Annotated in this window: 20 protein-coding genes; 5 read left to right on the top strand and 15 right to left on the bottom strand. The window is 69.1% G+C overall.

Annotated features, from left to right (window positions below):
- Positions 1 to 4: 4 nt before the first annotated feature.
- From QHF89_RS08175 to aat, 4 genes are all read right to left on the bottom strand, one after another.
- The gene (locus tag QHF89_RS08175; protein WP_136967554.1) at positions 5 to 793 is read right to left on the bottom strand and encodes an enoyl-CoA hydratase/isomerase family protein; all 789 of its coding nucleotides are present in this window, start codon (positions 791 to 793) and stop codon (positions 5 to 7) included.
- Complete coding sequence (locus tag QHF89_RS08170; RefSeq protein WP_136928334.1) at positions 790 to 1,689, bottom strand: beta-keto acid cleavage family enzyme; 900 nt, start codon at positions 1,687 to 1,689, stop codon at positions 790 to 792. Before QHF89_RS08170 ends, QHF89_RS08175 begins: the two co-directional genes overlap by 4 nt.
- Positions 1,686 to 2,201 carry a MarR family winged helix-turn-helix transcriptional regulator gene (locus tag QHF89_RS08165; protein WP_136928335.1) on the bottom strand — a complete coding sequence of 172 codons (516 nt, stop codon included), beginning with the start codon at positions 2,199 to 2,201 and terminating at the stop codon, positions 1,686 to 1,688. Before QHF89_RS08165 ends, QHF89_RS08170 begins: the two co-directional genes overlap by 4 nt.
- Before the next feature lie 67 nt (positions 2,202 to 2,268).
- The gene (gene aat, locus QHF89_RS08160; protein ID WP_136967553.1) at positions 2,269 to 2,904 is read right to left on the bottom strand and encodes a leucyl/phenylalanyl-tRNA--protein transferase; all 636 of its coding nucleotides are present in this window, start codon (positions 2,902 to 2,904) and stop codon (positions 2,269 to 2,271) included.
- Positions 2,905 to 2,997: 93 nt separating this feature from the next.
- Here aat and QHF89_RS08155 point away from each other — a divergent pair, with 93 nt between their 5' ends.
- Positions 2,998 to 3,447, top strand: coding sequence for an SRPBCC family protein (locus QHF89_RS08155; RefSeq protein WP_136967552.1), 450 nt, complete (start codon positions 2,998 to 3,000; stop codon positions 3,445 to 3,447).
- A gap of 57 nt (positions 3,448 to 3,504) precedes the next feature.
- On the opposite strand, the gene QHF89_RS08150 is transcribed toward QHF89_RS08155, so the two are convergent.
- From QHF89_RS08150 to QHF89_RS08140, 3 genes are read right to left on the bottom strand one after another with little or no spacing between them, the layout of a single operon-like run.
- The gene (locus QHF89_RS08150; RefSeq protein WP_136967551.1) at positions 3,505 to 4,728 is read right to left on the bottom strand and encodes a tetratricopeptide repeat protein; all 1,224 of its coding nucleotides are present in this window, start codon (positions 4,726 to 4,728) and stop codon (positions 3,505 to 3,507) included.
- The gene (locus QHF89_RS08145; RefSeq protein WP_136967550.1) at positions 4,728 to 6,290 is read right to left on the bottom strand and encodes a SpoVR family protein; all 1,563 of its coding nucleotides are present in this window, start codon (positions 6,288 to 6,290) and stop codon (positions 4,728 to 4,730) included. Before QHF89_RS08145 ends, QHF89_RS08150 begins: the two co-directional genes overlap by 1 nt.
- A gap of 19 nt (positions 6,291 to 6,309) precedes the next feature.
- Positions 6,310 to 7,419, bottom strand: a complete 1,110-nt coding sequence (locus QHF89_RS08140; RefSeq protein ID WP_136928340.1) for a DUF444 family protein — start codon at positions 7,417 to 7,419, stop codon at positions 6,310 to 6,312.
- 259 nt (positions 7,420 to 7,678) lie between these two features.
- On the opposite strand from QHF89_RS08140, the gene QHF89_RS08135 reads away from it, so the two are divergent.
- Together QHF89_RS08135 and QHF89_RS08130 are read left to right on the top strand one after the other, a co-directional pair.
- On the top strand, positions 7,679 to 9,364 hold the full coding sequence (locus QHF89_RS08135; protein WP_136967549.1) for a hypothetical protein: 1,686 nt from the start codon (positions 7,679 to 7,681) through the stop codon (positions 9,362 to 9,364).
- A gap of 2 nt (positions 9,365 to 9,366) precedes the next feature.
- On the top strand, positions 9,367 to 10,302 hold the full coding sequence (locus QHF89_RS08130) for a hypothetical protein (protein ID WP_136967548.1): 936 nt from the start codon (positions 9,367 to 9,369) through the stop codon (positions 10,300 to 10,302).
- Here the strand turns inward: QHF89_RS08130 and QHF89_RS08125 are convergent, their stop codons facing one another.
- From QHF89_RS08125 to glnE, 6 genes are all read right to left on the bottom strand, one after another.
- Positions 10,303 to 10,809, bottom strand: coding sequence for a hypothetical protein (locus QHF89_RS08125; RefSeq protein WP_136928343.1), 507 nt, complete (start codon positions 10,807 to 10,809; stop codon positions 10,303 to 10,305). It lies immediately after the preceding gene.
- A gap of 164 nt (positions 10,810 to 10,973) precedes the next feature.
- A complete protein-coding gene (locus QHF89_RS08120) occupies positions 10,974 to 11,132 on the bottom strand; it encodes a hypothetical protein (protein WP_284720221.1) in 159 nt (52 codons plus the stop codon).
- 95 nt (positions 11,133 to 11,227) lie between these two features.
- Entirely contained in the window at positions 11,228 to 12,550 is a 1,323-nt protein-coding gene (locus QHF89_RS08115) for a flotillin family protein (RefSeq protein ID WP_136967547.1), read from the bottom strand.
- Positions 12,547 to 13,914: a flotillin family protein gene (locus QHF89_RS08110; RefSeq protein WP_136967546.1), complete on the bottom strand. Its 1,368-nt coding sequence runs from the start codon at positions 13,912 to 13,914 to the stop codon at positions 12,547 to 12,549. Before QHF89_RS08110 ends, QHF89_RS08115 begins: the two co-directional genes overlap by 4 nt.
- A 74-nt stretch (positions 13,915 to 13,988) precedes the next feature.
- Entirely contained in the window at positions 13,989 to 14,594 is a 606-nt protein-coding gene (locus QHF89_RS08105; RefSeq protein ID WP_136967545.1) for an NfeD family protein, read from the bottom strand.
- A gap of 274 nt (positions 14,595 to 14,868) precedes the next feature.
- Positions 14,869 to 17,844 (bottom strand): bifunctional [glutamate--ammonia ligase]-adenylyl-L-tyrosine phosphorylase/[glutamate--ammonia-ligase] adenylyltransferase, encoded by a 2,976-nt coding sequence (glnE, locus tag QHF89_RS08100; RefSeq protein WP_136967544.1) that lies wholly within the window; start codon positions 17,842 to 17,844, stop codon positions 14,869 to 14,871.
- Between the two features lie 189 nt (positions 17,845 to 18,033).
- On the opposite strand from glnE, the gene QHF89_RS08095 reads away from it, so the two are divergent.
- Together QHF89_RS08095 and QHF89_RS08090 are read left to right on the top strand one after the other, a co-directional pair.
- On the top strand, positions 18,034 to 18,699 hold the full coding sequence (locus QHF89_RS08095) for a metallophosphoesterase family protein (protein WP_232379432.1): 666 nt from the start codon (positions 18,034 to 18,036) through the stop codon (positions 18,697 to 18,699).
- Positions 18,700 to 18,836: 137 nt separating this feature from the next.
- A complete protein-coding gene (locus QHF89_RS08090; RefSeq protein ID WP_136967543.1) occupies positions 18,837 to 19,766 on the top strand; it encodes a GGDEF domain-containing protein in 930 nt (309 codons plus the stop codon).
- Here QHF89_RS08090 and trpA read toward each other — a convergent pair.
- Positions 19,763 to 20,599, bottom strand: coding sequence for a tryptophan synthase subunit alpha (trpA, locus tag QHF89_RS08085; protein WP_136967542.1), 837 nt, complete (start codon positions 20,597 to 20,599; stop codon positions 19,763 to 19,765). The genes QHF89_RS08090 and trpA overlap by 4 nt on opposite strands.
- Positions 20,599 to 21,801, bottom strand: a complete 1,203-nt coding sequence (gene trpB / locus QHF89_RS08080) for a tryptophan synthase subunit beta (protein WP_136967541.1) — start codon at positions 21,799 to 21,801, stop codon at positions 20,599 to 20,601. The genes trpA and trpB overlap by 1 nt, the downstream gene beginning before the upstream one ends.
- Positions 21,802 to 21,853: the final 52 nt, after the last annotated feature.

The raw sequence follows: 21,853 nt of genomic DNA, 5'->3' as shown, positions 1-21,853 counted from the left end.
TGGGTCATTTACCCGTCCATTTGGGGGTGCGTTTTTCCAGGAACGCCATCAGGCCTTCCCGCGCGTCGTCCGTCGAGAGCACGGCGCCGAGCCGCTCGCGCAGAAACGGCAAGGCTTGTTCGAGCGAGAGATCGGCCTGCGCCGCGAACGCTTCGAGCCCGAGCTTCACGGTGATCGGGCTCTTCTGCGCGATCTGCCCCGTGATCCGCGCGACCTCGGCGTCGAGCCCGTCCGCGTCGACGGCCTTTCCGACGAGGCCGATCGCCGCTGCCTCGTCGGCGTCGAGTTTGTCGCCGAAGAGCATCATTTCGAGCAGGCGCCGCTGCGGCACGACGCGCGCGAGCACGGCCATGATCATCATCGGGAAGAGGCCCCGGTTGATCTCGGGCGTGCCGAGCTTGACCCCACGCGCGGCGACCGCGAAATGGCAAGCTGCCACGAGCCCGACGCCGCCGCCCATCGCGACCCCGTTCACCCGCGCGACGAGCGGCTTCGGCGAACCCGTGAGCGCGAGCAGGAGATCGGCATAATCCCCCTTCGGCGGCAACTCCGCCGAGGGACCGGACGAGCTCATCTGCGTGAAATCACCGCCCGCGCAGAACGCGTCGCCCGCGCCGGTCAGGACGATCGAGCGCACCGAATCGTCGTTCGCCGCGTCTTCGAGCGCCCAGAGCAGCTCGTTCACCATGGCCGGGCCAATGGCGTTTTTCTTGGGCGGGTTCTTCAGGGAGATCCAGAGGGCGCCGTTTTCCTTCGGCGCGACCTCCAGGAATCCATACGCGCGCGTCATCATCGGGGTGCTCCGAGCGAGAGGATCTCCCGGGCCTCCTCGACCGTCGCCGGCCGCCGGCCCACGTCGCGCACGAGGCGCACCGCGGTCTCGACGAGCGGGCCGTTCGAGGTCGCCATCTCGCCGTTCGGCAGATAAAGATGATCTTCGAGCCCGCAGCGGATGTTGCCGCCGAGCACGAGCGCCGCGGCGATCATACGCCAGGCGCCGTGGCTGATCCCGATGACCTCCCACTCCGATCCGGCAGGCATGATCTTCGTCTGGAGCTGGAGCGACTCGACGTGCCCCGGAATGCCGCCGAGCACGTTCATGATGAACGAGAACTGGAGCGGCGGCCGGAGCACGCCCATGTCGAGCAGCGGCGCGATCCCGTTCGTGTGCCCCGTGTCGAAGCACTCGAGCTCGGGCTTCACGCCGACCTCGTTCATCACCTCCAAGAGCTTGATGATCTTCGAATAGGTGTTCGGAAACACCATGTCGAAATCGAATTGCTTGCGCTTGGGCGAGTACTTCGCGTAGTTCATCGTGCCCATGTTGAGGGCAGCGATCTCGGGCTTGCTCTCGCGGACGTACGTGCATTGATCGGTCACGTCGTCGAGGATCGTGCCCGTCGAGAAATTGAGGATGATCGGACAGCGAGCCCGGACTTCCTCCTTGATGCGTGCGAAGACGGCCGGGGAGAACGTCGGGCCGCCGTCGTCGTTGCGGGCGTGGATGTGCACGACCGAGGCGCCCGCGTCATAGGCCCGCTTGCATTCGTCGGCGATCTCCGCCGGCGTGTACGGGATGCCCGGGTTTTGCCTGCGATTGGCGAGGACGCCCGTGACGGCGCAGGTGACGACACAGATGTCGGGATCACGCACGCCGGGCTTCTTGGTCTCGCCTGTGAACGATTTCATGGCTTGTCCTCCTCCTCTCCCGCGCGGGGAGCGCCTTGCGCCTCGGATACGCGGCCCTCGACGTGCGAGACGACGCGCTTTTGCAGCTTGGTCAGGACCCGGAGCAAATGTTCGAGATCGCTCTGCGACAGATCCGTGAGCGCGCTCCGGAAGATCTCCATGGGCTCGACCTGAATCTCACGCGCGAGCTTCTGGCCCTTTTCGCTCAGCCGGATGTAAACGACGCGCCGATCCGTGGTCGAGCGCTCGCGCTTGACGAGCCCCTCGCGCTCCATGCGGTCGATGATCCCCGTCACCGTGCTGTTCTGCGCGCGGATGCGCTCGGACAGGGACGACAAGGACAGATCGCCGAGCTCCTGCAAGAGCTTGATGACGGTGAGCTGCGGGCCTGTGAGCCCAAACTGCGCCGCCAGGCCCTTCGTCAGGCGGCGCGACTCGGTATAGAGGTAGATGATCGTCTCGACGATCGCATCCACCTCGGGCTTGGTGTCGGGAGGGAGGGAGGCCGCCACGGATGTTTCGTGTACGAAATATTCGCGGAGCGGCCACTTGTCAAGGGTGGAGTTTTAGCAAGCGCGCTCACGACCCGAACGGACGAAGCCCCTGCGCCCGCGTCCGGGCGAGCCGATCGAGGAACTGCTTGCGGGTGAGGACGATGGCGCCGAGCGCCTTCATGTGCGGCGTCATCACCTGGATGTCGATCCAATCGCAGCCCGCCTCGCGGAGGTGATCCACGAGATACAAAAGCGCGATCTTCGACGCATTCGGCGTGAGGTGAAACATGCTCTCCGCGGAGAAATACCCCTCGACGCAGACGCCATAAATGCCCCCCACGAGCACGTCCTCCGCGTCCCATACCTCGACGCTGTGCGCGAAGCCGAGCCGGTGCATCTCCTTGTAGGCGTCCATGAGCTCCTCCGTGATCCACGTGCCATCCTGCCCAGGCCGCGGGACCTCGGCGCAACGCTCGATGACCGCGTCGAATCCTCGGTTCACCGTGCAGCGGAGCGGGGTCTTCCGGAGCTCGCGGCGGAGGCTGCGCGAGAGGTGGAGGAAGGAGAAATCGAGGACCGCCCGTTCTTTCGGGCAAAACCAGGGCAGGACCTCAAGCCCGTCGATCGGCCAGGGAAAAACCCCGCGCCGGTACGCCTCGACGAGCACACGCGGCTCCAAGCTGCCGCCCACGGCCACGATGTCGTCGGCGTCGATGCTCATGCTCGGTCTTCCAGGACGCGGGCCATCCAAGCGCCAAACCCCCCGCGGGTCAAGCCTTTGCCACCGGCCAAATCCAGCTTATAGGCCAGCATCGTGCCCGTCTTCGAGAAACGTACCCGGATCCAAGCCCCGCCCGAGGTGGTCTTCGCCTTCCACGAGCGCCCGGACGCGCTGAACCTCCTCCTGCCGCCGTGGGAACATGCCCGCGTCCTCGAACGGAGCGGAGGCCTGGAGAAGGGCGCGCGGACCGTGATCGAGACGTACATCGGGCCAGTGAAGCAGCGCCTCGTGGCCGTTCACACGGCATTCGAACCCGGGCGGATGTTCCAGGATACGGTGATCGAAGGACCGTTCGCCCGGTGGGTTCACACGCACACGATGGAGCCGGACGGAGAAGGCGGGACGTTCCTCATCGACCATATCGAGTACGCGCTGCCGCTCGGCCCGCTCGGCGCCCTGTTCGGCGGCGCGTTCGCGCGACGGAAGCTCGAAAAGATGTTCGAATACCGCCACGCCGTGACGAAAAAAGCCTGCGAGGGTTGAGCCTTCGACGTTGGGGGCACAGCTCCGCAAGCGGAGCTGTGCCCCCAAACCCCCCCGTCAGCGTTTGTCCGGCGAACCGGCGCCGCTGCCTTTTTCGATCGCCGAGAGCTCGAGGAGCACGGCCTTGACGCGCGGATCCTCGGGATCGAGGGCCTGGGCTTTTTCGTACGCCTCGCGCGCCTCCGCGAGCTTGCGCTGCTTGGCGAGGGCATTGCCGAGGTTCACCCACGCGCTCACGAGCGCCGGATCGAGCGCGAGCGCCTCGCGGTAGATGACCTTCGCGCGTTCGAGGTCGCCCTTCTGCGCCGTCGCATACCCGAGGTTCGAACGGTACGTGGCGCGACGCGGATCCCGCGCGACGGCCGTCTCCAGGCACCGGATCGCGCGATCCGTGTCGTTCAGGGTGAGCAGCGCGGTGCCGAGGTCGTTCTGCACGCGGGCGTCGTTCGGCGCGAGGCGCGCCGCGCGCTCGTACGCGCGGACAGCCTGCTCCCGACGGCCGAGCGCGAGCAGCGCGGTGCCGAGGTTCGTCTGTCGTTCGGCCACGCCGGGCTCGATTTCGGCGGCGCGTTCGAGCTCGCGGACCGCCGGGTCGAGTTGCCCCGTGGCGACGAGCCCGACCCCGAGCGCGGAGTGCGCCTCGGCGTCGTTCGGCGCGAGCTCGGTGGCCTTGCGCAAGGCGGCGAGCGCGGCCTCCGCGCGGCCGAGGACGAGGTGCGCGCGGCCGAGCTCGAGGTGCGCGGGCGCGTAGGAGGGCTCTTTTTGAAGGATGCCTTCGAGGTCCTTCACCGCCTGGATCAATCCGGGGTGCGTGGGCGCGGCGCCGTAATCGACGGGCGCGTCCTCGGCGGAGAGGCGCGTGCGGACGAGGCCGACGATCGGCGCGGGATCCTTCGGCGCGAGCGTCTTCGCCTTCTTGTACGCCTTCTCCGCCGCTGAAAAATCCCCCCGCGCGTGCGCCTCGTCGCCCTCGGCGAGCGCCTTGTCCGCGGGCGTCCCCGTCCCGCGCGCGAGCTTCGCCGGCGGCGGCTGCGGGGCCTCCTCGCTGGAAATGGGCGCGTCGAGCGGGACGCCGGAGCCCGGAGGCGGCGCCGCGGGCGCGGGCGTGGGTGCAGGCGCGGGCGTGGGTGCGGACGTGGGTGCGGAAGCGACTCCGGAAGCGCTTCCCAAAGCGACAGGCGGCAACGGCTCGGGAGGCGGCAGAGGGGGCGGCGTGGCGGGGCCGCAGGCGGCGAGGATCACGAGCGTGATCACGCCGCCGCGGCATCTTCGGATCTTCATCACAACTTGTACGGGGTCATCGAATGCTCTTTGCCGTCGTAACGCAGGAGCACGGGCTTGTTGTCGAGCCGCGTCGCCACGGACACGGGTCGTTTCCAGCAGCGGACGAGCGAGACGAGCGTCTCGCGCGCGTAATCGGCCCGGAGGTCCACGCCGCCGTGCTGGTGCTCGAGGAGCAGCTCGCCGCGGTTCTGGTGGTTCGCGTCGATCACGCGGATGTAGGGATCGCCGAAGTTCGTGAGCGAAAAGAGGAGCTTCTCCTTCACGTCGCGGAACTGACGGCTCTCGATCTCGAACCGATCGTTTCGCCCCGAAAAACCGAACGTGTAGAGCTTCTGCTCCAGCACGAAATCGGGGGTCAAGAACTCGTCGATGAACGTGACGTCATTGTAGAGCGCGCGGACCTGGAAGATCTTCTGGCGGCCGAGGCCGAGGCGCATGTCCCAACTCCGCTTCGCGTCGAGGTCGTTGCACTCCTCCCACTCGCGGCCGAAGCGCCCCTTGTTCCAGCGGTCCTCGATGTACCGGAAAAGCTCGACCCCGACCTTGTACGGGTTCAGCCGGCCCGGCGCCGTGGCCATCACGCCCGCGTTGTTGTCGGCGTAATCGATGATCTCCGAGGCATCGAGGATCTTCTCCGTGAGGATCTTCGAATGCCAGTACGCCGCCCACCCCTCGTTCATGATCTTGGTCTGGCGCTGCGGCACGAAATAAAGGGCCTCGTCGCGGATGACCTCCAGAACGTCGCGCTCCCAGCGCTCCAGAGGCGCGTGATCGAGCAAAAAGCCGAGCACGTCCCGCTCCGGCCGCTCGGGGACCTTGCGCTCGGGTTTGTCCTTCGCGAGCTGCTTCTTCTTGGCCTCGATGTACTCCTCCGGGTTGATGAAGGATTCCATGTATTCCTTCGCCCGGAGCCGCGGCACCTCGATCGGCTTCTCGTCCTCCTCCTCGTCGCCCTTCTTCGTCGTGCCGCGGCCCGAAAACGGCTGCCACGGGTCGATGAGGTTCTCCAGCGAGAGGCATCGATCGATGAAATCCTCGACCTTGTTGATGCCGTGCCGCTCGATGTGCCGCGCGACGCGCGAACCGTGGTTCGCCATCTTGTCGATCCAGCGCCGATCAGGATCGTAGGGGCTCGTCTTGCGCACCGGATCGATGATGTTTCCCTTTTGATCAAGGTCGGTCGAGCGGAAGCAGAAGTTGTTCTTGAAGAAGTCCACGTGTGCATACACGTGGGCCATCACGAGCTTCTGATCCGTGAGCGAGTTCCCTTCGAGCAAATAGGCGTACGAGGGGTTGTTGTTGATGACCATCTCGTAGATCTTCGAGAGGCCATATTCGTAGCTCTTCGAGAGCTGCTCGTACTCCATGCCGTACCGCCAGTGCGGATACCGGCTCGGGAAACCGCCGTACGCGGCGATCTCGTTCATCTGGTCGTACGTCAGGATCTCGAAGATCACGGGGAAGAAGTCGAGGCCATACTCGCGCGCAACGGCCTCGACGCGCTCCTGCTCGGCCCGCAGGTAGCGGGGGAGCGCGGTGTTCAGCGCAAACTTGCTCATCTCGCCTCTACGCCCCCTCTCACTTCCCCTTGCCCAGGAAATCCTTGATGCTCCCCACGATCCCGTCCTTGTCCCGGATCTCGCTCGTGACGACGCGCTCATCCCGCCCGAAATGCTCGCGCAGATCCTTGATGAACTGGCCCGAGCCGTACGGGCTCTCCACCTGGCCGTACGCGAACATGTTCGCGCGCGGCAAAACCTTGTTCTTCAGGACGTCCACGCACGCGAGCGTGTCATCCATCGACCAGTTGTCCCCGTCCGAGAAATGGAACGGATAGATGTTCCACTCGTCCGGCGGATAATCGGCGTCGATGATCTGCGAGCAGAGCTTGTACGCGCTCGAGATCATCGTGCCGCCCGACTCGCGCGTGTGGAAAAACGTATCCCGATCGACCTCGCGCGCGACCGCGTCGTGAATGATGAACCGCGATTCGAGCCCTTTGTATTGCTTCGTCAGCCACGCGTCGATCCAGAACGACTCGATACGAACGATCTCCTTCTGCTCGTCGCCCATCGAGCCCGAGACGTCCATCATGTAAATGATGACCGCGTTCGCGACGGGCTCGGTGACCGTCTTCCACGATCGATATCGTTTGTCGTCCGGGACGGGCACCACGACGGGTTTGTCGTGCTGGAATGTGCCGCTCGCGATCATGCGCTTCAGCGCCTCGCGGTACGTGCGCTTGAAATGGCGCAAGGACTCGGGGCCGACGCGCCGGATCCCCGAATACCGATCGTGCGCATTCGAGATCTTGTTCTTGCCCTTGTCCTGGATGTCCGGCAGTTCGAGCTCTTCGCCCAGGATGGCCGCCAGCTCGTCGAGCGTGACGTCGACCTCGAGGATGTGATCCCCCGCGTCGCTGCCAGCTTGCCCTTGCCCGGGCTGCTTCTCGTCCCCGCCGTGGATCGGGTCGCCGGGATTGCCATCCCCCTGCCCCACGCCCCCCCGCTGCTTGTCCCCGTACCGGAACCGCGGGATGTCGATATGCGGGATCGGGATCGATACGAGATCCTTGCCCTTGCGCCCGACGAGCTCGCCTTGCGAGATGTACTTGCGCAGGTTCTGCCGGATCCTCCCGCGGACGATCTGGCGAAAACGGCCGTGGTCCTGGTCGATCTTCAGCGACACCTCGGAAGTGTAGCAGATCCGATCCAAGGGAGGCTCTTTCTGCCCGACGAACTGCGCGGCCGCCAAGCACGTTCCCCGCACGTCCAGCCTGGTCCACGCATGCCCGCGTCGCTCCGCCCGCGCGCTCGATCGTCGGGTCGCTCACGCGCGCTCGATGCAAGCACTCCGTGAACGGCGCGATCCAGCGGCGAATTGGGCGTCCAGGACAGCGCCTGTGATACGCTCTCGGGCGATGTCGCGGGGCACTTATTCCATAAGGATGCTTTGGTTCGTGCTGTCGCTCGTGGCCCTCGGATGCGGGGGGCGGGCGGAGCTGCTCGGGCCAGGACAAGGCGAGGACGGCCAGGGCGGCCAGGGCGGCCAGGGCGGAGGCATTCCCTGCCTCGAAGACGGGGTCCCCTGCCAGGACGGGAGCCCCTGTTGCAGCGGCACCTGCCAGAACGGCGTTTGCGGCCCGTCGACCTGCCTGCCCGACCAGGCGCCTTGCACGGACCCGAGCGAGTGCTGCGCCGGCATCTGCGCGAACGAGCGCTGCGGCTTCACCACGTGTTCCCCCGACGGCTTCGGCTGCGTCTCGGGGCTCGAATGCTGCAACGGCATCTGTCAAAACGGCGTCTGCGGGTTCGGCCCGTGTTTGCCGAACAACGCGAGCTGCAGCGAAGGCAGCCAGTGCTGCAGCGGCGGCTGCTTCGAGGGCCTCTGCAGCGACACGTGCCTGCCCGACGGCTCGTCCTGCTTCGACAACGTCCAGTGTTGCAGCGCCGCCTGCAACGGCGGCGTGTGCGGGTTCAACCAGTGCGTGCCCGACGGCGGGGGCTGCATGTCGAGCTTCGATTGCTGCAACGGCTCGTGCAGCAACGGGGTCTGCGGCATCGGGCAGTGCACGGGCAACGGCCTCATGTGCAGCTCGCCCGACGAGTGCTGCTCCGGCCTCTGCTCGAACGGCGTTTGCCTCGGCAAGCCCTGCACGCACGACGTCTGCGTAGTCGGAACCGCGCTCGATCCCGGCTGCGGGCCTTGCGCCGCGTCGATCTGCCAGCTCGACCCGTTCTGCTGCAACGGGATCTGGGACGGGCTCTGCGTGAACGCCGTGGACTCGGTCTGCGGGCTGAAATGCGGCGAGTGCACGGAGGATGGCCTGCCCTGCATGTCGGGGGATTCGTGCTGCTCGCAGGTCTGCAACGCGAACGGGACCTGCGGCCCGCTCGTCTGCGCGCCCGACGGCAAGCTCTGCCAGACCGGCGCCGAGTGCTGCTCCGGGCAATGTTCGAGCGGCGTCTGTGGTCCGCCGGCCTGCAAGCCGAACGGCGTGCCCTGCATGATCGCCGGCGAGTGCTGCACGAACCAGTGCTCGAACGGCGTCTGCGGTCCGCCGGTCTGCAAGGCCGACGGCCAGATGTGCGCGGGCGCCGGCGAGTGCTGCACGGGCCTCTGCTCGGACGGCGTCTGCGGCCCGCCCAAGTGCCAGCCCGACGGCAACGCCTGCATGACGGCCGGCGACTGCTGCACGGGCGTCTGCACGAACGGCGTCTGCGGCAAACCCGTCTGCCAGATGGACGGCGTTCCCTGCAACGTGCCGAGCGATTGCTGCTCGGGCCTCTGCTCGGACGGCGTTTGCGGCCCGCCGCAGTGCCAGCCCGACGGCAGCATGTGCATGAACGGCGCCGCGTGCTGCTCCGGGCAGTGCACGAACGGCGTCTGCGGCGCGCCAGCCTGCCCGTCGGACGGCAGCGTGTGCGGCAACTGCGTGGCCCAGAGCTGCTGCAACCAGCTCCAGAACTGCATCAACAACCCCACCTGCCAGAACAACGTGCAGTGCTTCCTCACGTGCGTGGCCGGCGGATCAAGCCCGGGCCCGTGCTTCTTCCAGTGCGTGAACAGCCCGCAAGCCGTGCAGCTCCTCGTCTGCCTCGGCTCGAACTGCGGCCAGGGCACCTGCTTCTAGTGGTGCCGGCCCTGCCTGCCCGCATCGCCGCGGCGTTTTCCCTCTTCGTCTCGCTTCTCCACGCGGGAAACGCCGCGGCCGAGCCGCCTTCCCGCGCGGAGTCCGCGCTCCTCCACGACCTCGTGAAGATCGTCGAGTCGAAGGCCAACGCGGGCTGGAAGATCGATCGGTACGAGTTCGAGACGATGATGCCGGACGCGCTGGAGAGCGTCTGCGGCACGCCGGAGAAGGTGCGGCTCGCCGCGCTCGCGAGGCAGGCGCGCACGGTGGAGTCCCTCGGCGGGTCGATCACCGAGGCGTATCGGAAGAACGGCGGGAAGCTCAGCGGGCTCTCGGATCTGCTCGCAGCCACGCGGGTGCACGCGCTGCTCACCGAGGCGCTCCAGCGCGCGCCCGCCGAGTGCCCGTTCTGGATCACGCCGAGCCCCGCGTTCCGCGGCGTGCAGACGGACGCCTATCGCTTCACGCTGAACCTCGAAACCGACGGGATCTTTCTGCTGCGACGAACGGAAGGCACGTTCCTCCCCGGCGCAGGCGCCGGCGGGCGGCTGCTCCTCGGCCGCGGCTTCTCCCACCAATGGTCGATGCTCTTCGGCCTGGAGTTCGGCGGCTGGGCCATCATCGAGCAGAGCGAAGAGGCGACGAACATCCCGCTCGAGTTCATCGGCGCCGTGCCGCTCATCGTGCGCCACGTGCGCGAGACGTGGCAGTTCGACCTGGAGCTCGCCCCCGTCGCGTTCCTCACGCAGTCGGATCTAAGGCCGAGCGCCGGCGGCCGCGTGGGCGTGTCGATCGGCGTCTCGACGTTGCGCATCCGCCGCATCATGCCGTGGGCCGGCCTGCACCTCTCCGCCGAGCTTTACCCGGCGAACGACGTGCGCGGGACGGTCACCGTGATCAAAGGCGGCGGACGCTTGGGCTTCGACTGGGACTTCTAGCTACCGGGAGAACGAGAGCCCCCACCACGCGATCACGCGCGGCGCGCCGCCCTGATCGAAGATCACCGGGCCGATGCCGAGACCGGGCGTGATGGAGCGCAGCTCGTCGCGGAGCGCTCGCACGGGCCACGCGTGCCCCTGCGCAGGATCGTCGTACCGGAACACGAGCGTCGGCCCGCCATCGAGCGACGACTCGGCGCGCTCGACGCGGAACGGCGCGACGCGGCGGCCCCCCTTGAGGAGGTTCCACCCGATCTCGCTCTCGATGGCCTTGCCCTCCCACGGCAAGAGATCCGTCGCGAGAAGGCGAACGAGGCTCCGGACCGCGAGGAACGCGCCGGGCGCCGCGACGAGCGCGAGGACGCGGCCGCGGCCTTCCCCGATGGACGAGGGATCGAGGGCGCTCCCGGCCGCATAGATGCGGCGGAGCGACTCGGGATGCGCGCCGACGAGCTCGTCGAGCGATCGAACCTTCGAGACGACACGACCGGGCTCCACTGCCTGCATGCGCCGCAGGTTGCATGGTTTCGGAACGCGCAGCAACGCGGAAGGGTCTCTTCGTGGAGGCGTTGCGCTGGGGCTTTGCCCCAGGCCCCACCCGGGGCTGTCCGCCCCGGGACCCGGACCAGCGAGGCGCTGGACCCAGGTCGATGAACTGCGCGATGCGCAGTTCATCGAACAGCCAGGGTCAAGACCAGCGACGACCTTGTCAGCAGAGACCGCAGCGTTGCGGGTTCAACCAGCAACGTACCCGTTGCCAGCTTGGAACCCACCTCGATGGTCTTGCCACCGACCCGTTGGAAGAACTGCGCATCGCGCAGTTCTTCCATCACCGGTCCAGGCCGTGCCTGGTCCGGGGTCGAGGGGGCGGACAGCCCCCCGCGGGGTCCGGGGCAGCGCCCCGGCGCAACGGCTGCGGGGGGGATCAGGCGCGCGGCGGGCGGGGCGGAGGCGTGCTTCGCGAGGGGACCTGCTGGGGCGGCTGCGCGGACGGGGCTGCGAGCGCGGGTGCAGGCGCGCTCGTGCCGAGACGGCGCGCGACGTCCGTGAGATCGAGCCCTGTGGCCGCGCGGATCTGCTCGGTCACGGCGATCGCCTTGCGTGCGAGCGAGGCGTCGTCGCCTGACGGGAGCACCGAGAGCGTGCCGATCTTCGTCGGCGTGCGGGCGCCTGCGATGTGCGGCAGGAGCGGCATCATCTGCTGGAGTGCGAGGATCTCCAGCGCGCCTGGCCCGGCCTTGCGGATCTCGTCGACGATGCGGTGCAACGCCTCGGCCTCGGCCTTGCCGAGCTCGATGATCTTCGCTGCTTCGCCGCGCGCTTGCTCTTCGAGGTTCCGCCGCTCGGCGTCGTGCGGCTGGATCACGTCGGCCTGGAGCTGCCGCTCGACCTGGAGCGCGCGGGCCTTCTGGCGGTTGATCTCCGCCTTGACCTGCGCGATCTGCGCGAGGACTTGGCCCTTCGCCTCCTGGATCATGGCCTCGCGACGGCTCAACGCGTCCTTGACGCGCTTCTGCGTCTCCTGCCGCGCGATCGCGAGGTCCGCGTCGATCTTGGCGACCTCGCTCTTCGCCCAGTTCTCGGCCTTCTGCTCGGCCGACTCGGCCTGCGTCCTGGCCTCGACGATGCTCGCATCCATGCGGACGCTCGCGCCGCGCATGCGGCCGATCGAGTTCAGGTAGTTTGCGTCGTCGGCGACGTTCTGGATCTTCAGCGTGTCGAGCACGAGGCCCATGCGCTGCATGTCGTGCTCTGCCTCTTCGAGCAGCTTGTCGGCGAACGCGGTCTTGTCCTGGTTCACCTGCTCGGGCGTGAGCTGCGCGAGCACGCCGCGGACGTTGCCTTCCAGCGTCTCGCGCGCGATCGCCGCGATCTCGTCGCGCGACTTGCCGAGGAAGCGCTCGACCGCGTTCGAGAGCCGCGGCTCCTCGCCGGGGAGTTTTACGTGCGCGACGCCTTGCACGTTGAGCGGGATGCCGCCCTTCGAGTAGGCGCCCTTCACGGAGATGTCGACCGGGATGTTGTTGAGATCCATGCGGTCGACGCGCTCGAGCAGCGGGATGCGCACGGCGCGGCCGCCACGCACGGAGCGATAACCGACCGCGCGCGAGCCCACCTGATGCGACCCGCCCGAGAGGATGAGCACCTCGTTCGGCGAGCTCACGAGCAGCAGGTTCTTCAGCGTGTAGACGACGAAGCCCACCACGACGAGCGCGGTGAGGCCGAGGACCATGATGATCGGGATCACGAAGCCCTCCCGTGCGATCCGAGGATCTGCTGGATGTCGATGCCCATCGCGCGCCCCGTCTCCTGAAGGACCCGCGTCACCGCGGCCGGGTACGCCGCGACGAGCGCGCTGAAGGCCTCGACGTCGTTGCCCGCCACCACGTTGACCTCACCGATCTGCGTCTGCGCCACGCGCGCCGCCGCGGCCGTGACGAGCTGCCGGAGCTGCTGGAGCACGTACGCGTCCTTCGCGAGCTGCCCCGCGGCCGCCCACTCCTGCGCCACGAGGCGGAGCGCCTCGGCTGTCGCCTTGCCGTTCTCCACCGTGGGCGCCGCCTCGCCGCGCGCCTTGAGCTCCTGCGCCTTGCGGTTCGCCTCGGCCGGCAGGATGACGTCGCAGTTGAGGCGGAGCTTTTCGAGCTCGGCGCGTAGCGCCTGCAGCTCCTGCTCGGCCACGGCGCGCTCGGTCTCGGCCGCGATCTCGGCCTCGTTCTCGATCTGCTTGGCCTCTGCTTCGAGCTTCGCGCCTTCGGCGCGGTAGTTGTTGCGGCTCTGCACGATCACCGTCTCGGCGCGCTTCGCCGCCGTCTCGGCCCCCTGCCGCGCCGCCGCCTGCGCCTCGGCCACGGCCTGGTTCGCCGCGTTCTCGGCGTTCGCCGCGTCGCGCAGCATCGTCGCGATCCGGCCGCGGCCGAGGTTCGCGAGGTAGTGCTGATCATCGGAGACGTGCTGGACCTTGAGCACGTCGAGCTCGAGCCCCAGCTTGTCGAAGTCGTCGCGCGCGTTCTCCACGAGCGTCTCGGCGAACTTCAGCCGATCCTCGTTCACCTCCTCGGGCGTGAGCTGGGAGATGACCTCGCGGAGCACGCCTTCGAGCGTCTGCTGCGCGGCGATGGCGATCTGCGTGGGCGTGGTGCCGAGGAAACGCTCGACGGCGTTCCGCACGGCGGTGTCGTTGCTCGCGATCTTCACGTTCGCGATCGCGTGCACGCTGAGCGGGATGCCGCCCTTCGAGTACGCGTTGTGCACCTGGACCTCGACGGGGAAGAGCCGCATGTCCATGCGGGCCACGCTCTCGAGGAAGGGCACGCGGAAGCCGCGGCCGCCGTGCAGGATCTTGTAGCCGCTCACGGTGCCGTCGGGCAGGACGTGCTTGCGGCCGCTGAAGACCAGGATCTCGTTCGGCCGGCAGATGAACAAGAACTGCCGCAGGATCGCCACGAAGATCCCGAAGAGCAGGATGATGCCGCCCGCGGCGAGCAGCACGAAGACGGCTTGATCGAGGTCGGGCGTCCCCACACCCGAGGCCACGTCGGTCGAAGGGCGCGTGCGCCGCTGCGCGTCGATGGACGCGAAGAGGACACTGCCGAGATGATGATACCCCATGCGGCGAGCGTAGCAGGCAAGCCGGCACGCCCGGTGCGTGATCGGACACGCGATCACGCGATTTCAGCCTCCGGCTACGCGAGCTCGGAGGGGCGCCGCGACACGCGCGCCACGTCCCCTTCCACGTCCTCCACGAGGACGTGGTCGCCGCGCGCGATGTCCTCGCCGTCGCTGCGGGCGAGCAGGTCGACGCTCTGACCCTTCAAGACGATACGAATCTTGCCGACCTTGTCCTTGCCGACGGGCACGAGCACACGCCCGACCGAGCCGCCGGCGTGGTTGACGTCCGCCGACGTCGACGCCGAACCTTGGGCCACAAAACGAAACGCGAGCTGCGCGAAGAGGCCCGACGAGAGGCCGGAGCCGGCCGCGAGCACGAAGATCACGACGGGCCCCGCGAGCGCGAAGAAGTGCAGCAGCGAGCCCGACATGCCGAAGCCGAGCAACGTGAACACCCAGAACCGGAGCGAGAGGAAAAAGGCCACGAGGTCGCTCGCGCCGGTGCCCGCGGACGTCGTGGCGAGCGCCTTGCCGGAGACGTCCTTCGCGAGATCCTTGCCCCCGCCTTCGCCCGCGTCGTGCCCGTCACCGCCATCGGCGTCGCCCTTGCCCCCCGAGGCGATCTGCACGAGCAAGATGCCCAAGCCCACGACCAGGGAGAAGAGGTAGACGAGACCCATCGACGGGAGAGTATCTCGTCCGCAAGCCCGAACGATACGGATCGGCCCCCGAGCGACCTCCGGGGAGGCGATCCGCACGAAGCAGAGCGGCCCCCCGGCCGCCGCGGAGGCGCTCCGTAAATAACGGAGCGGCGTCCCGACTGCCGCGGAGGCGCTCCGTAATGTACGGAGCGGCCCCCCGACCGCCGCGGAGGCGATGGGAACAAACCGGAGCGGCGACCCGACCGCCGCGGAAGCGAGCGGAGCGATGCGGAGCCGCTCCTCGGCTGCCGCGCTAGCTCCCGCGCAGCACGACCTCGTAGACCTCGCGCACGCGGCCCGTCACCTCTCGGTACCGCGCGAGCAGCTCCCCGGCGGCCTGCGCGCCCGGGCGATCACGAATGCCCATCCGCCGCGCCAGAGGCCAGAGACCCGGCGCGCTCTCTTCGAGCAGGTGCGACGCGTCGGCGTGCACGATACGGATGCGGCCGCCGAGCTTGCGCAGGAACGCATATCCATCCCGCAGCGCCTCGGCCTGCTCCGGCGTGAGCTTGCCCGACGCCGCGAGCGCCTCGATCGCGAGCGCCGTCTCCGTCGTGCGAACGCCCGGATCCACGCCGCTGAGCATCTGCAAGAACTGCACGCAAAGCTCGATCTCGAAGAGCCCGCCGCGCCCGAGCTTGAGGTCGTACCGGCCGCGCCGCTCCAGCGAGAGCTCTTGCTCCATGCGACCCCGGAGCCGGCGGAGTTCCTCGGCGACACGCGCGGGATCACCCGGCATCGCGTAGGCCGCCGCGTGCGCGATCTCGATCGCCCGCGCCCCGAGCTCGACGTCCCCCGCGACGGCGCGCGCGCGCAAGAGCGCGAGGCGCTCCCAGGCCGCGGCCTCGACGTGCGGCGTGTCCGGCCCCTTCGCGTGGTAGCGCGCGAAGGCGTCGATCGACGTGACGAGCAAGCCCTGGTTGCCCGAGGGCCGGAGGCGCGTGTCGAGCTCGTAGCCGGGCCCGGCCGGGTGCAGGATCGAGATCAAGCGGATCACGCGGCGCGCCGAGCGGGCGAAAAACGCGTCGGGATCCGCGCCAGGAGGGGCCTTCTCCGGGTCGAAGAGGAAGAGGACGTCGAGGTCCGAGCCGTAGCCGATCTCGCGCCCGCCGAGCGTGCCGACGGCGAGCACGGAGAGGCCACGCACGGGCTCGCCGTCGGGCGTGCCGAGCGCGTGCCGCGTCGCCGCTTCGAGCGACGCATCCGCGAGCGCCGAGAGCACGTACCCGACCTCGCGCGGGCCGAGCTCACTCGCGAGATCTGCGAGGCCCACGTCGATCACGACACGCGCCTTCGCCTGGCGGAGCGCGCCGACGAGCTGCTCGTCGGGATCCTCGTCCACCGCCGCGGCCTCGCGCTTGGCCTGGTCGAGCTCCGCGCGCGCGGACGCAGGCGTCGGGACGCCACGCGCGAACAGGATGCGATCGCCGAGCTCGGGGTGCTGCACGAGCGCCTCGGCGAGGAACGCGCTGCCGCCGATGGCCTCGACGAGCCTGCGCACGAGGCGCGGCTCGTCGCCGAGGAAACGCAGGTACACGCCGGGATGACGGAGCCGCGCGAAGAGCCTGCGCAGCGTGCGCGCGGCCTGCTCGGGATTGGCCGCGTCGGCCACGGCGTCGAGGACCGCCTCGCCGAGCCGCGGATACGCCTCGCGGCTGCGCGCGCCGAGCGCCGCGTCCGGGCGGCGCGAGAGATCAAAGAGATCCCGCGCGACGTCGCCCCACCGCTCCACCGCTTCGAGCGCGTCCGGCGCTTCGGGCGTCGCGACGGGCAACGAGAGCTCGGCGACGCGGCGGAACGCAGCCTCGAACGCCGCGGCGTCGCCGTCGTCGAGCGCGGCGAGGGCCTCGGCCCAGCGCGAGGGCGCGAGCGCGCCGTCGGGCACGAGCGAACGGAAGCGCGCCTCCACGCGGCCGAGGTGCTTCGCGAGGTCGGCCTCGAACGCCTCGGCCGACGCGAAGCCGAGCACCCGCGCGAGCCTGCCCGCAGACTCGGCATCGGCGGGCCACACGTGCGTCTGCTGGCCCGTGGCGAGCTGCACGGCGTGCTCGGCGCGGCGGAGCGCGAGGTACGCTTCGGCGATCTCGCGCGCCTCGCGATCCGTCACGAACCCGGCCGCGCGCAGGCGCCGGAGGCCGTCGAACGTGCCCCGCGCGCGGAGGCGCGCCTCGCGCCCGCCCCATACGAGGAGGAGCGTCTGCACGAAAAACTCTGCCTCGCGGATGCCGCCCGATCCGAGCTTCAGATCCCGCCCCGGCTCCCGGGAGAGCTCGGTCCGCGCGCGCTGCACGAGCTTCGTCATCTCGACGGCGATCGTCGGATCGACGCGCCTCCGCCACACGAAGGGCTCGAGCGCGGCGAGCACCTCGTCGCCGAAATCGAGATCCCCTGCGATGGGCCGCGCGCGCACGAGCGCCGCGCGCTCCCACGTCCGCCCGAACGACTCGTAGTACCGCTCGGCCGCGGCGAGCGAGTTGACGAGCGGCCCGCCTCGCCCCTCGGGCCGCAGGCGGAGATCCACGCGCCACACGAAGCCGTCCGCGGTCACGTCCTCCAGCGTCGCCGTCACGCGACGCGCGACGCGCGTCCAGAAGTCGTGCAGCGGCAAGGTCTCGCCGCCGCCTTGCGCGCATCCGCCCTCGTCCGTGTCGTAAAAAAACACGAGATCGACGTCGGATCCGACGTTGAGCTCGCCCCCACCGAGCTTGCCCATGCCGAGCACCACGAACCGCGCGGGCGCCCCGCTCTCGCGCCGCGGAGGACCAAACCGCGACGCGAGCTGCGTGATCGCGTCCTTCACGGCCGCGTCGATCGTCACCTCCGCGAGCGCCGCGATCTCCTGCGACGTCACGTCGACGTCGGCGCCCCCGAGCGAAGGTGGCAAGAGCTCGCGCAGCGCCACGCGGATCCGCTCTTCCCGCGCGAACCGCCGCAGCTCCCGCGCCACCCGATCGCCGTCGTCGCCGTCCCCGAGCCGCGCCCGGAGCCGCGCGGCGAGCCCTGCGCGATCCCGCGCGGCCTGGTGCCCCTCGGCGGCGATCGTCTCGACGATCTCGGGCGACACTTCGAGCGCGGGGGCGAGGGCCGGATAGGCGCTCGCGAGCAGCACGGCGAGCGCAAACCCGACCGTGCCGGGCTCGATCCGCTCGGCGAGGCGCGCGGCGTAGATCTCGGCGCGGCGACGATCGATCCGCTGCGCGAGGGCGAGGAGCCGGGAGCGGCGGAGCATCGGAAGGCCGCAACGTAGCAGCGACGCGCGTCAAACGCTTGGGAGCGACGCGCGGCACACCCGCGGATCTGCGTTTTTTCCTTCCTCGGGCCCGCGCCGAGCAGGCGGGGCGGACGTGTTCACGGATCTCCCGACCCTCGGCCTCGATGCGCCTTGGCGAGGCTCCGCCCACCTCCTATGCTCCGCGGCGTGCGTCTCCTCTGCCTGTCCGACATTCATGGACGCGCGGATGCGCTCTCCGCCGTACTCGCGGTGGCCGAGCGCCGCGGCTATTCGAAGATCCTCGTCGCCGGGGACCTCTGCTTTCCCGGCCCCGATCCGCTCGAGACGTGGCGTCGGCTCACGCAGATCCAGGCCATCTTGGTCCAGGGCACCGGCGATCGCGCGCTCGCGACGCTCGACATCAGCAAGGTCGTCCCGAAGAGCCCCCACGAGCGCTCGCGGCTCGATCGCCTCTCCGCGGTGCGCACCGAGCTCGGCCAGCTCATCCTCGCGCGGCTGGGCAGGCTGCCGACGACCCATCGAATGAACCTCGAAGACGGCAGCGAGCTCTTGCTCGTCCACGGATCCCCGGTCGATCCGTTCGAGCCGTTCTGCCACGACATGACGGACGAGGAGATGGCGGCCCTGCTCGGCGACGATCCGGCCGACGTGATCGTCTGCGGCGGCTCGCACGTGCCTTTTGATCGCATGGTCCAGGGCGTGCGGATCGTGAACGTGGGCAGCGTCGGCGAAGCCCCGGGCGGCGAGGGCGCAGGGCAAGGCTTTTCGCACGCCGACGTCACGCTCCTCGAAACCAGCATCGCCGGCGTCGAGGTCGAGCAAATCGCCGTCCCCCTCGGGAAGGCGGCCTAGTGCGGGCGTGGCAAACGAGCCCCCCTCCGGTCGGCTGGCTTTCTTTCGATCCCTTGGAACTCCGAGAAACCACCCAGGCCTGCACGGTTCACCGTTCCCAAGCGACGGCGTGCAGCGCTATGATGTAGTTTGGCAGCATGAACAGCGGGCCGCCTGACGACGATATCGAAGCCACGCGGGTCGCCCACGTGAAGGAGCTCCAGGACGAGCTCAGGGCTCGATCGCAGCGTGATCGCGCCTATCTCATCGTGCTCGTCGGATCGAACGTCGGCGAGATGTTCGAGGTCGAGTTTCCGGAGACCGTCCTGGGCCGCGGGGCAAACGCCACGGTGCGTCTGAACGACGACGGCATCTCGCGTCGCCACGCGCGGCTCGTCCGCGCCGGCAACGATGTGGTGCTGGAAGATCTCAACAGCTCGAACGGCACCTCGGTGAACGGCGAGAACATCAGCCAGCGCATCCTGCGCGACGGCGACAAGATCCGCCTGGGATCGACCACGATCCTCAAGTTCACCTACCACGACCACCTCGACGTCAGCTTCCAGCAGCAGATGATCGACGCGGCGCTGCGGGACGGGCTGACGAAGGCGTTCAACAAGCGCTACTTCCTGAGCCGCCTGGAGACCGAGATCGCCTACGCGAAGCGGCACCGCGCGCCGCTCTCGCTCGTGATGTTCGACGTCGACCACTTCAAGCGCGTGAACGACACGTACGGCCACCTCGCCGGCGACTACGTGCTCACGAAGATCTCGAAGCTGACGATGAACACGGTGCGGACCGAGGACGTCTTCGCGCGTTACGGCGGCGAGGAGTTCGGCGTGATCTGTCGTGGCGTGTCGCTGGGCAACGCGGGCATCCTCGGCGAGCGGCTGCGCTCGGCGGTCGAGACCGCGTCGTTCGAGCACGAGGGGACGCGCATCCCGATCACGATCAGCGTCGGCGTCGCCGCGAGCCCGGATCTGCCGGTGGAGACGCCCGAGCAGCTCATCGCCGCCGCCGACGAGGCGCTCTACCAGGCGAAGCGGACGGGCCGAAACCGCGTCCTCCTGAAGCACGGGACAGGCTAGTCAGGCAAGTCGAGCGCGCGTCGTAGCTCGCCGACGAAGGTGCGGACGGCGCGCCGTTGCTCGTCGCCGCTCGCGGCCTGCTCGATGCGCCGCGCGAGTGCGGTGCCGACGACGACGCCATCCGCGCCGCCGGACACCTCGCCCGCCGCAAGCTTCGCGCTCGCGCCGCTGTCGATGCCGAAGCCCACGAGCACAGGTCGATCAAACGCGCGGCGCATCCCCTCGGCGTCACGTGCAGCCGTAGCGAGATCCGACGGGCTCGCCCCCGTCACGCCGGTCATCGAGATCGAATACACGAACGCACGCGGCGCGCCGTCGAGCGGCGTCGAAGCGCGCCGGATCGCCTCGATTCGCGCCGCGTGGCTCGTCGGCGAGACGAGCGGCACCACACCGAGCCCCTCGGCCGCACACGCGTCCCGGAGCGGCGCCGCCTCCTCGGGAGGCAGATCCACGACGAGCAGCGCGTCCACGCCGGCCGCTCGCGCGAGCCGCGCGACCTTTGCCTCCCCCACGACGAGCACAGGGTTGTAGTACGTGAACAACACGAGCGGCACCTCCGAGCGAGCGCGCACGCGCGACGCGACGTCGAGCACGCGTTCGAGCGTCGCGCCCGCCGCGATCGCTCGTTGCGCCGCGCGCGCGAGCGTCGGGCCGTCGGCCGTCGGATCACTGAACGGCACACCGAGCTCGAGGAGGTCGGCGCCCGCGTCGATCGCTTCGAGCGCGAGGAACCCCGACGCTTCGAGCGACGGATCTCCGATGCAGAGGTACACGCAAAGCGCCTTCCGGCCCGCGCGCCGGAGCTCGACGAAGCGCTGATCGATCCGGTGCATCACTTCCCTCCGCCGTAGGCCGTGATCGTGTCCAGGTCCTTGTCGCCGCGACCCGAGAGGCACACGAGCATCCGCGCGGGCCGTCCCCGCGCCTCGGCCTCGCGCCGCGCGATCGCCCCGAGCGCGGCGAACGCGTGCGCCGTCTCCAGCGCGACCACGATGCCCTCCGCGCGCGCCACCTCGCGCGCCGCATCCAGCGCCTCCGTGTCCGTCGCGGAGACGTACGTCGCGCGCCCCGTATCGCGGAGCCGCGCGTGCTCCGGCCCCACGCCCGGATAGTCGAGCCCCGCGCTCACCGAGTGCGCCTCGATCACCTGCCCCGCGTCGTCGCAGAGCACATACGTCTTCGCTCCGTGGAGCACGCCGACGCGCCCGCGCGAGAGCGTCGCCGCGTGTTTGTCCGTATCGAGCCCGAGCCCCGCGGCCTCGACGCCGTAGAGCGACACGCTCGTATCGCCCTCGAACGCCTTGAAGATCCCGATCGCGTTCGAGCCGCCGCCCACGCACGCGACGACGGCGTCCGGCAGCGCCCAGCGATCGAGGCACGACGCGCGCGCCTCGTCGCCGATGATCCTTTGCAGCGACGCGACGAGCGTCGGATACGGATGCGGCCCTGCCGCGCTGCCGACGCAGTAGTACGTCGTCCGCACGTTCGTCACCCAGTCGCGCAGCGCCTCGTTCATCGCGTCCTTCAGCGTCCGCGATCCCGACTCCACCGGCACCACGCGCGCCCCGAGCAGCCGCATGCGCGCGACGTTCGGCGCCTGCCGCTCCATGTCGAGCGCGCCCTGGTAGACCTCGCACGGAAGGCCGAGCAGCGCCGCCGCCGTCGCCGTCGCCACGCCGTGCTGCCCGGCTCCCGTCTCCGCGATGATCCGCGTCTTGCCCATCGCCTTCGCGAGCAAGAGCTGACCGAGCGCGTTGTTGATCTTGTGCGCCCCCGTGTGACAGAGGTCCTCGCGCTTGAGCAGGAGCTCCGCGATCGCGTCACCATCGGGATCGATCCGCCGCGCGAGCCGCTTCGCCTCCGTCAGGGGCGTCGGCCGCCCGACGTAGCTCCGCAAGAGCTCGTGGAGCTCCGCCTGGAACGCCGGCGTCGGAAGGACGTCCTGCCGCGCCCGATCGAGCTCTTCGAGCGCGGGCACGAGCGTCTCTGCGACGAAGCGCCCTCCGAACGGTCCGAAGTAACCTGCGACAAGCACGCGACAAGCCTGCTCGCCCGTGTGTTACCGGGCGAGCAGGTCCTTCCTGAAA

It is taken from the genome of Polyangium sorediatum (genome assembly GCF_029946465.1).
Classification (GTDB): domain Bacteria; phylum Myxococcota_A; class Polyangia; order Polyangiales; family Polyangiaceae; genus Polyangium; species Polyangium fumosum.
Note: the sequence above shows the minus strand (reverse complement) of the source record. Positions and strands in the feature narration are given on the sequence as shown.

Bases quoted from the DNA above. Each gene is read 5' to 3' on its own strand.
- QHF89_RS08125 (WP_136928343.1), bottom strand. From the start codon at position 10,809: ATGCAGGCAGTGGAGCCCGGTCGTGTCGTCTCGAAGGTTCGATCGCTC.
- QHF89_RS08090 (WP_136967543.1), top strand. From the start codon at position 18,837: ATGAACAGCGGGCCGCCTGACGACGATATCGAAGCCACGCGGGTCGCC.
- glnE (WP_136967544.1), bottom strand. From the start codon at position 17,844: ATGCTCCGCCGCTCCCGGCTCCTCGCCCTCGCGCAGCGGATCGATCGT.
- QHF89_RS08120 (WP_284720221.1), bottom strand. From the start codon at position 11,132: ATGGAAGAACTGCGCGATGCGCAGTTCTTCCAACGGGTCGGTGGCAAG.
- aat (WP_136967553.1), bottom strand. From the start codon at position 2,904: ATGAGCATCGACGCCGACGACATCGTGGCCGTGGGCGGCAGCTTGGAG.
- QHF89_RS08110 (WP_136967546.1), bottom strand. From the start codon at position 13,914: ATGGGGTATCATCATCTCGGCAGTGTCCTCTTCGCGTCCATCGACGCG.
- QHF89_RS08135 (WP_136967549.1), top strand. From the start codon at position 7,679: ATGCTTTGGTTCGTGCTGTCGCTCGTGGCCCTCGGATGCGGGGGGCGG.
- QHF89_RS08105 (WP_136967545.1), bottom strand. From the start codon at position 14,594: ATGGGTCTCGTCTACCTCTTCTCCCTGGTCGTGGGCTTGGGCATCTTG.
- trpA (WP_136967542.1), bottom strand. From the start codon at position 20,599: ATGCACCGGATCGATCAGCGCTTCGTCGAGCTCCGGCGCGCGGGCCGG.
- QHF89_RS08170 (WP_136928334.1), bottom strand. From the start codon at position 1,689: ATGAAATCGTTCACAGGCGAGACCAAGAAGCCCGGCGTGCGTGATCCC.
- QHF89_RS08175 (WP_136967554.1), bottom strand. From the start codon at position 793: ATGATGACGCGCGCGTATGGATTCCTGGAGGTCGCGCCGAAGGAAAAC.
- QHF89_RS08145 (WP_136967550.1), bottom strand. From the start codon at position 6,290: ATGAGCAAGTTTGCGCTGAACACCGCGCTCCCCCGCTACCTGCGGGCC.
- QHF89_RS08150 (WP_136967551.1), bottom strand. From the start codon at position 4,728: ATGAAGATCCGAAGATGCCGCGGCGGCGTGATCACGCTCGTGATCCTC.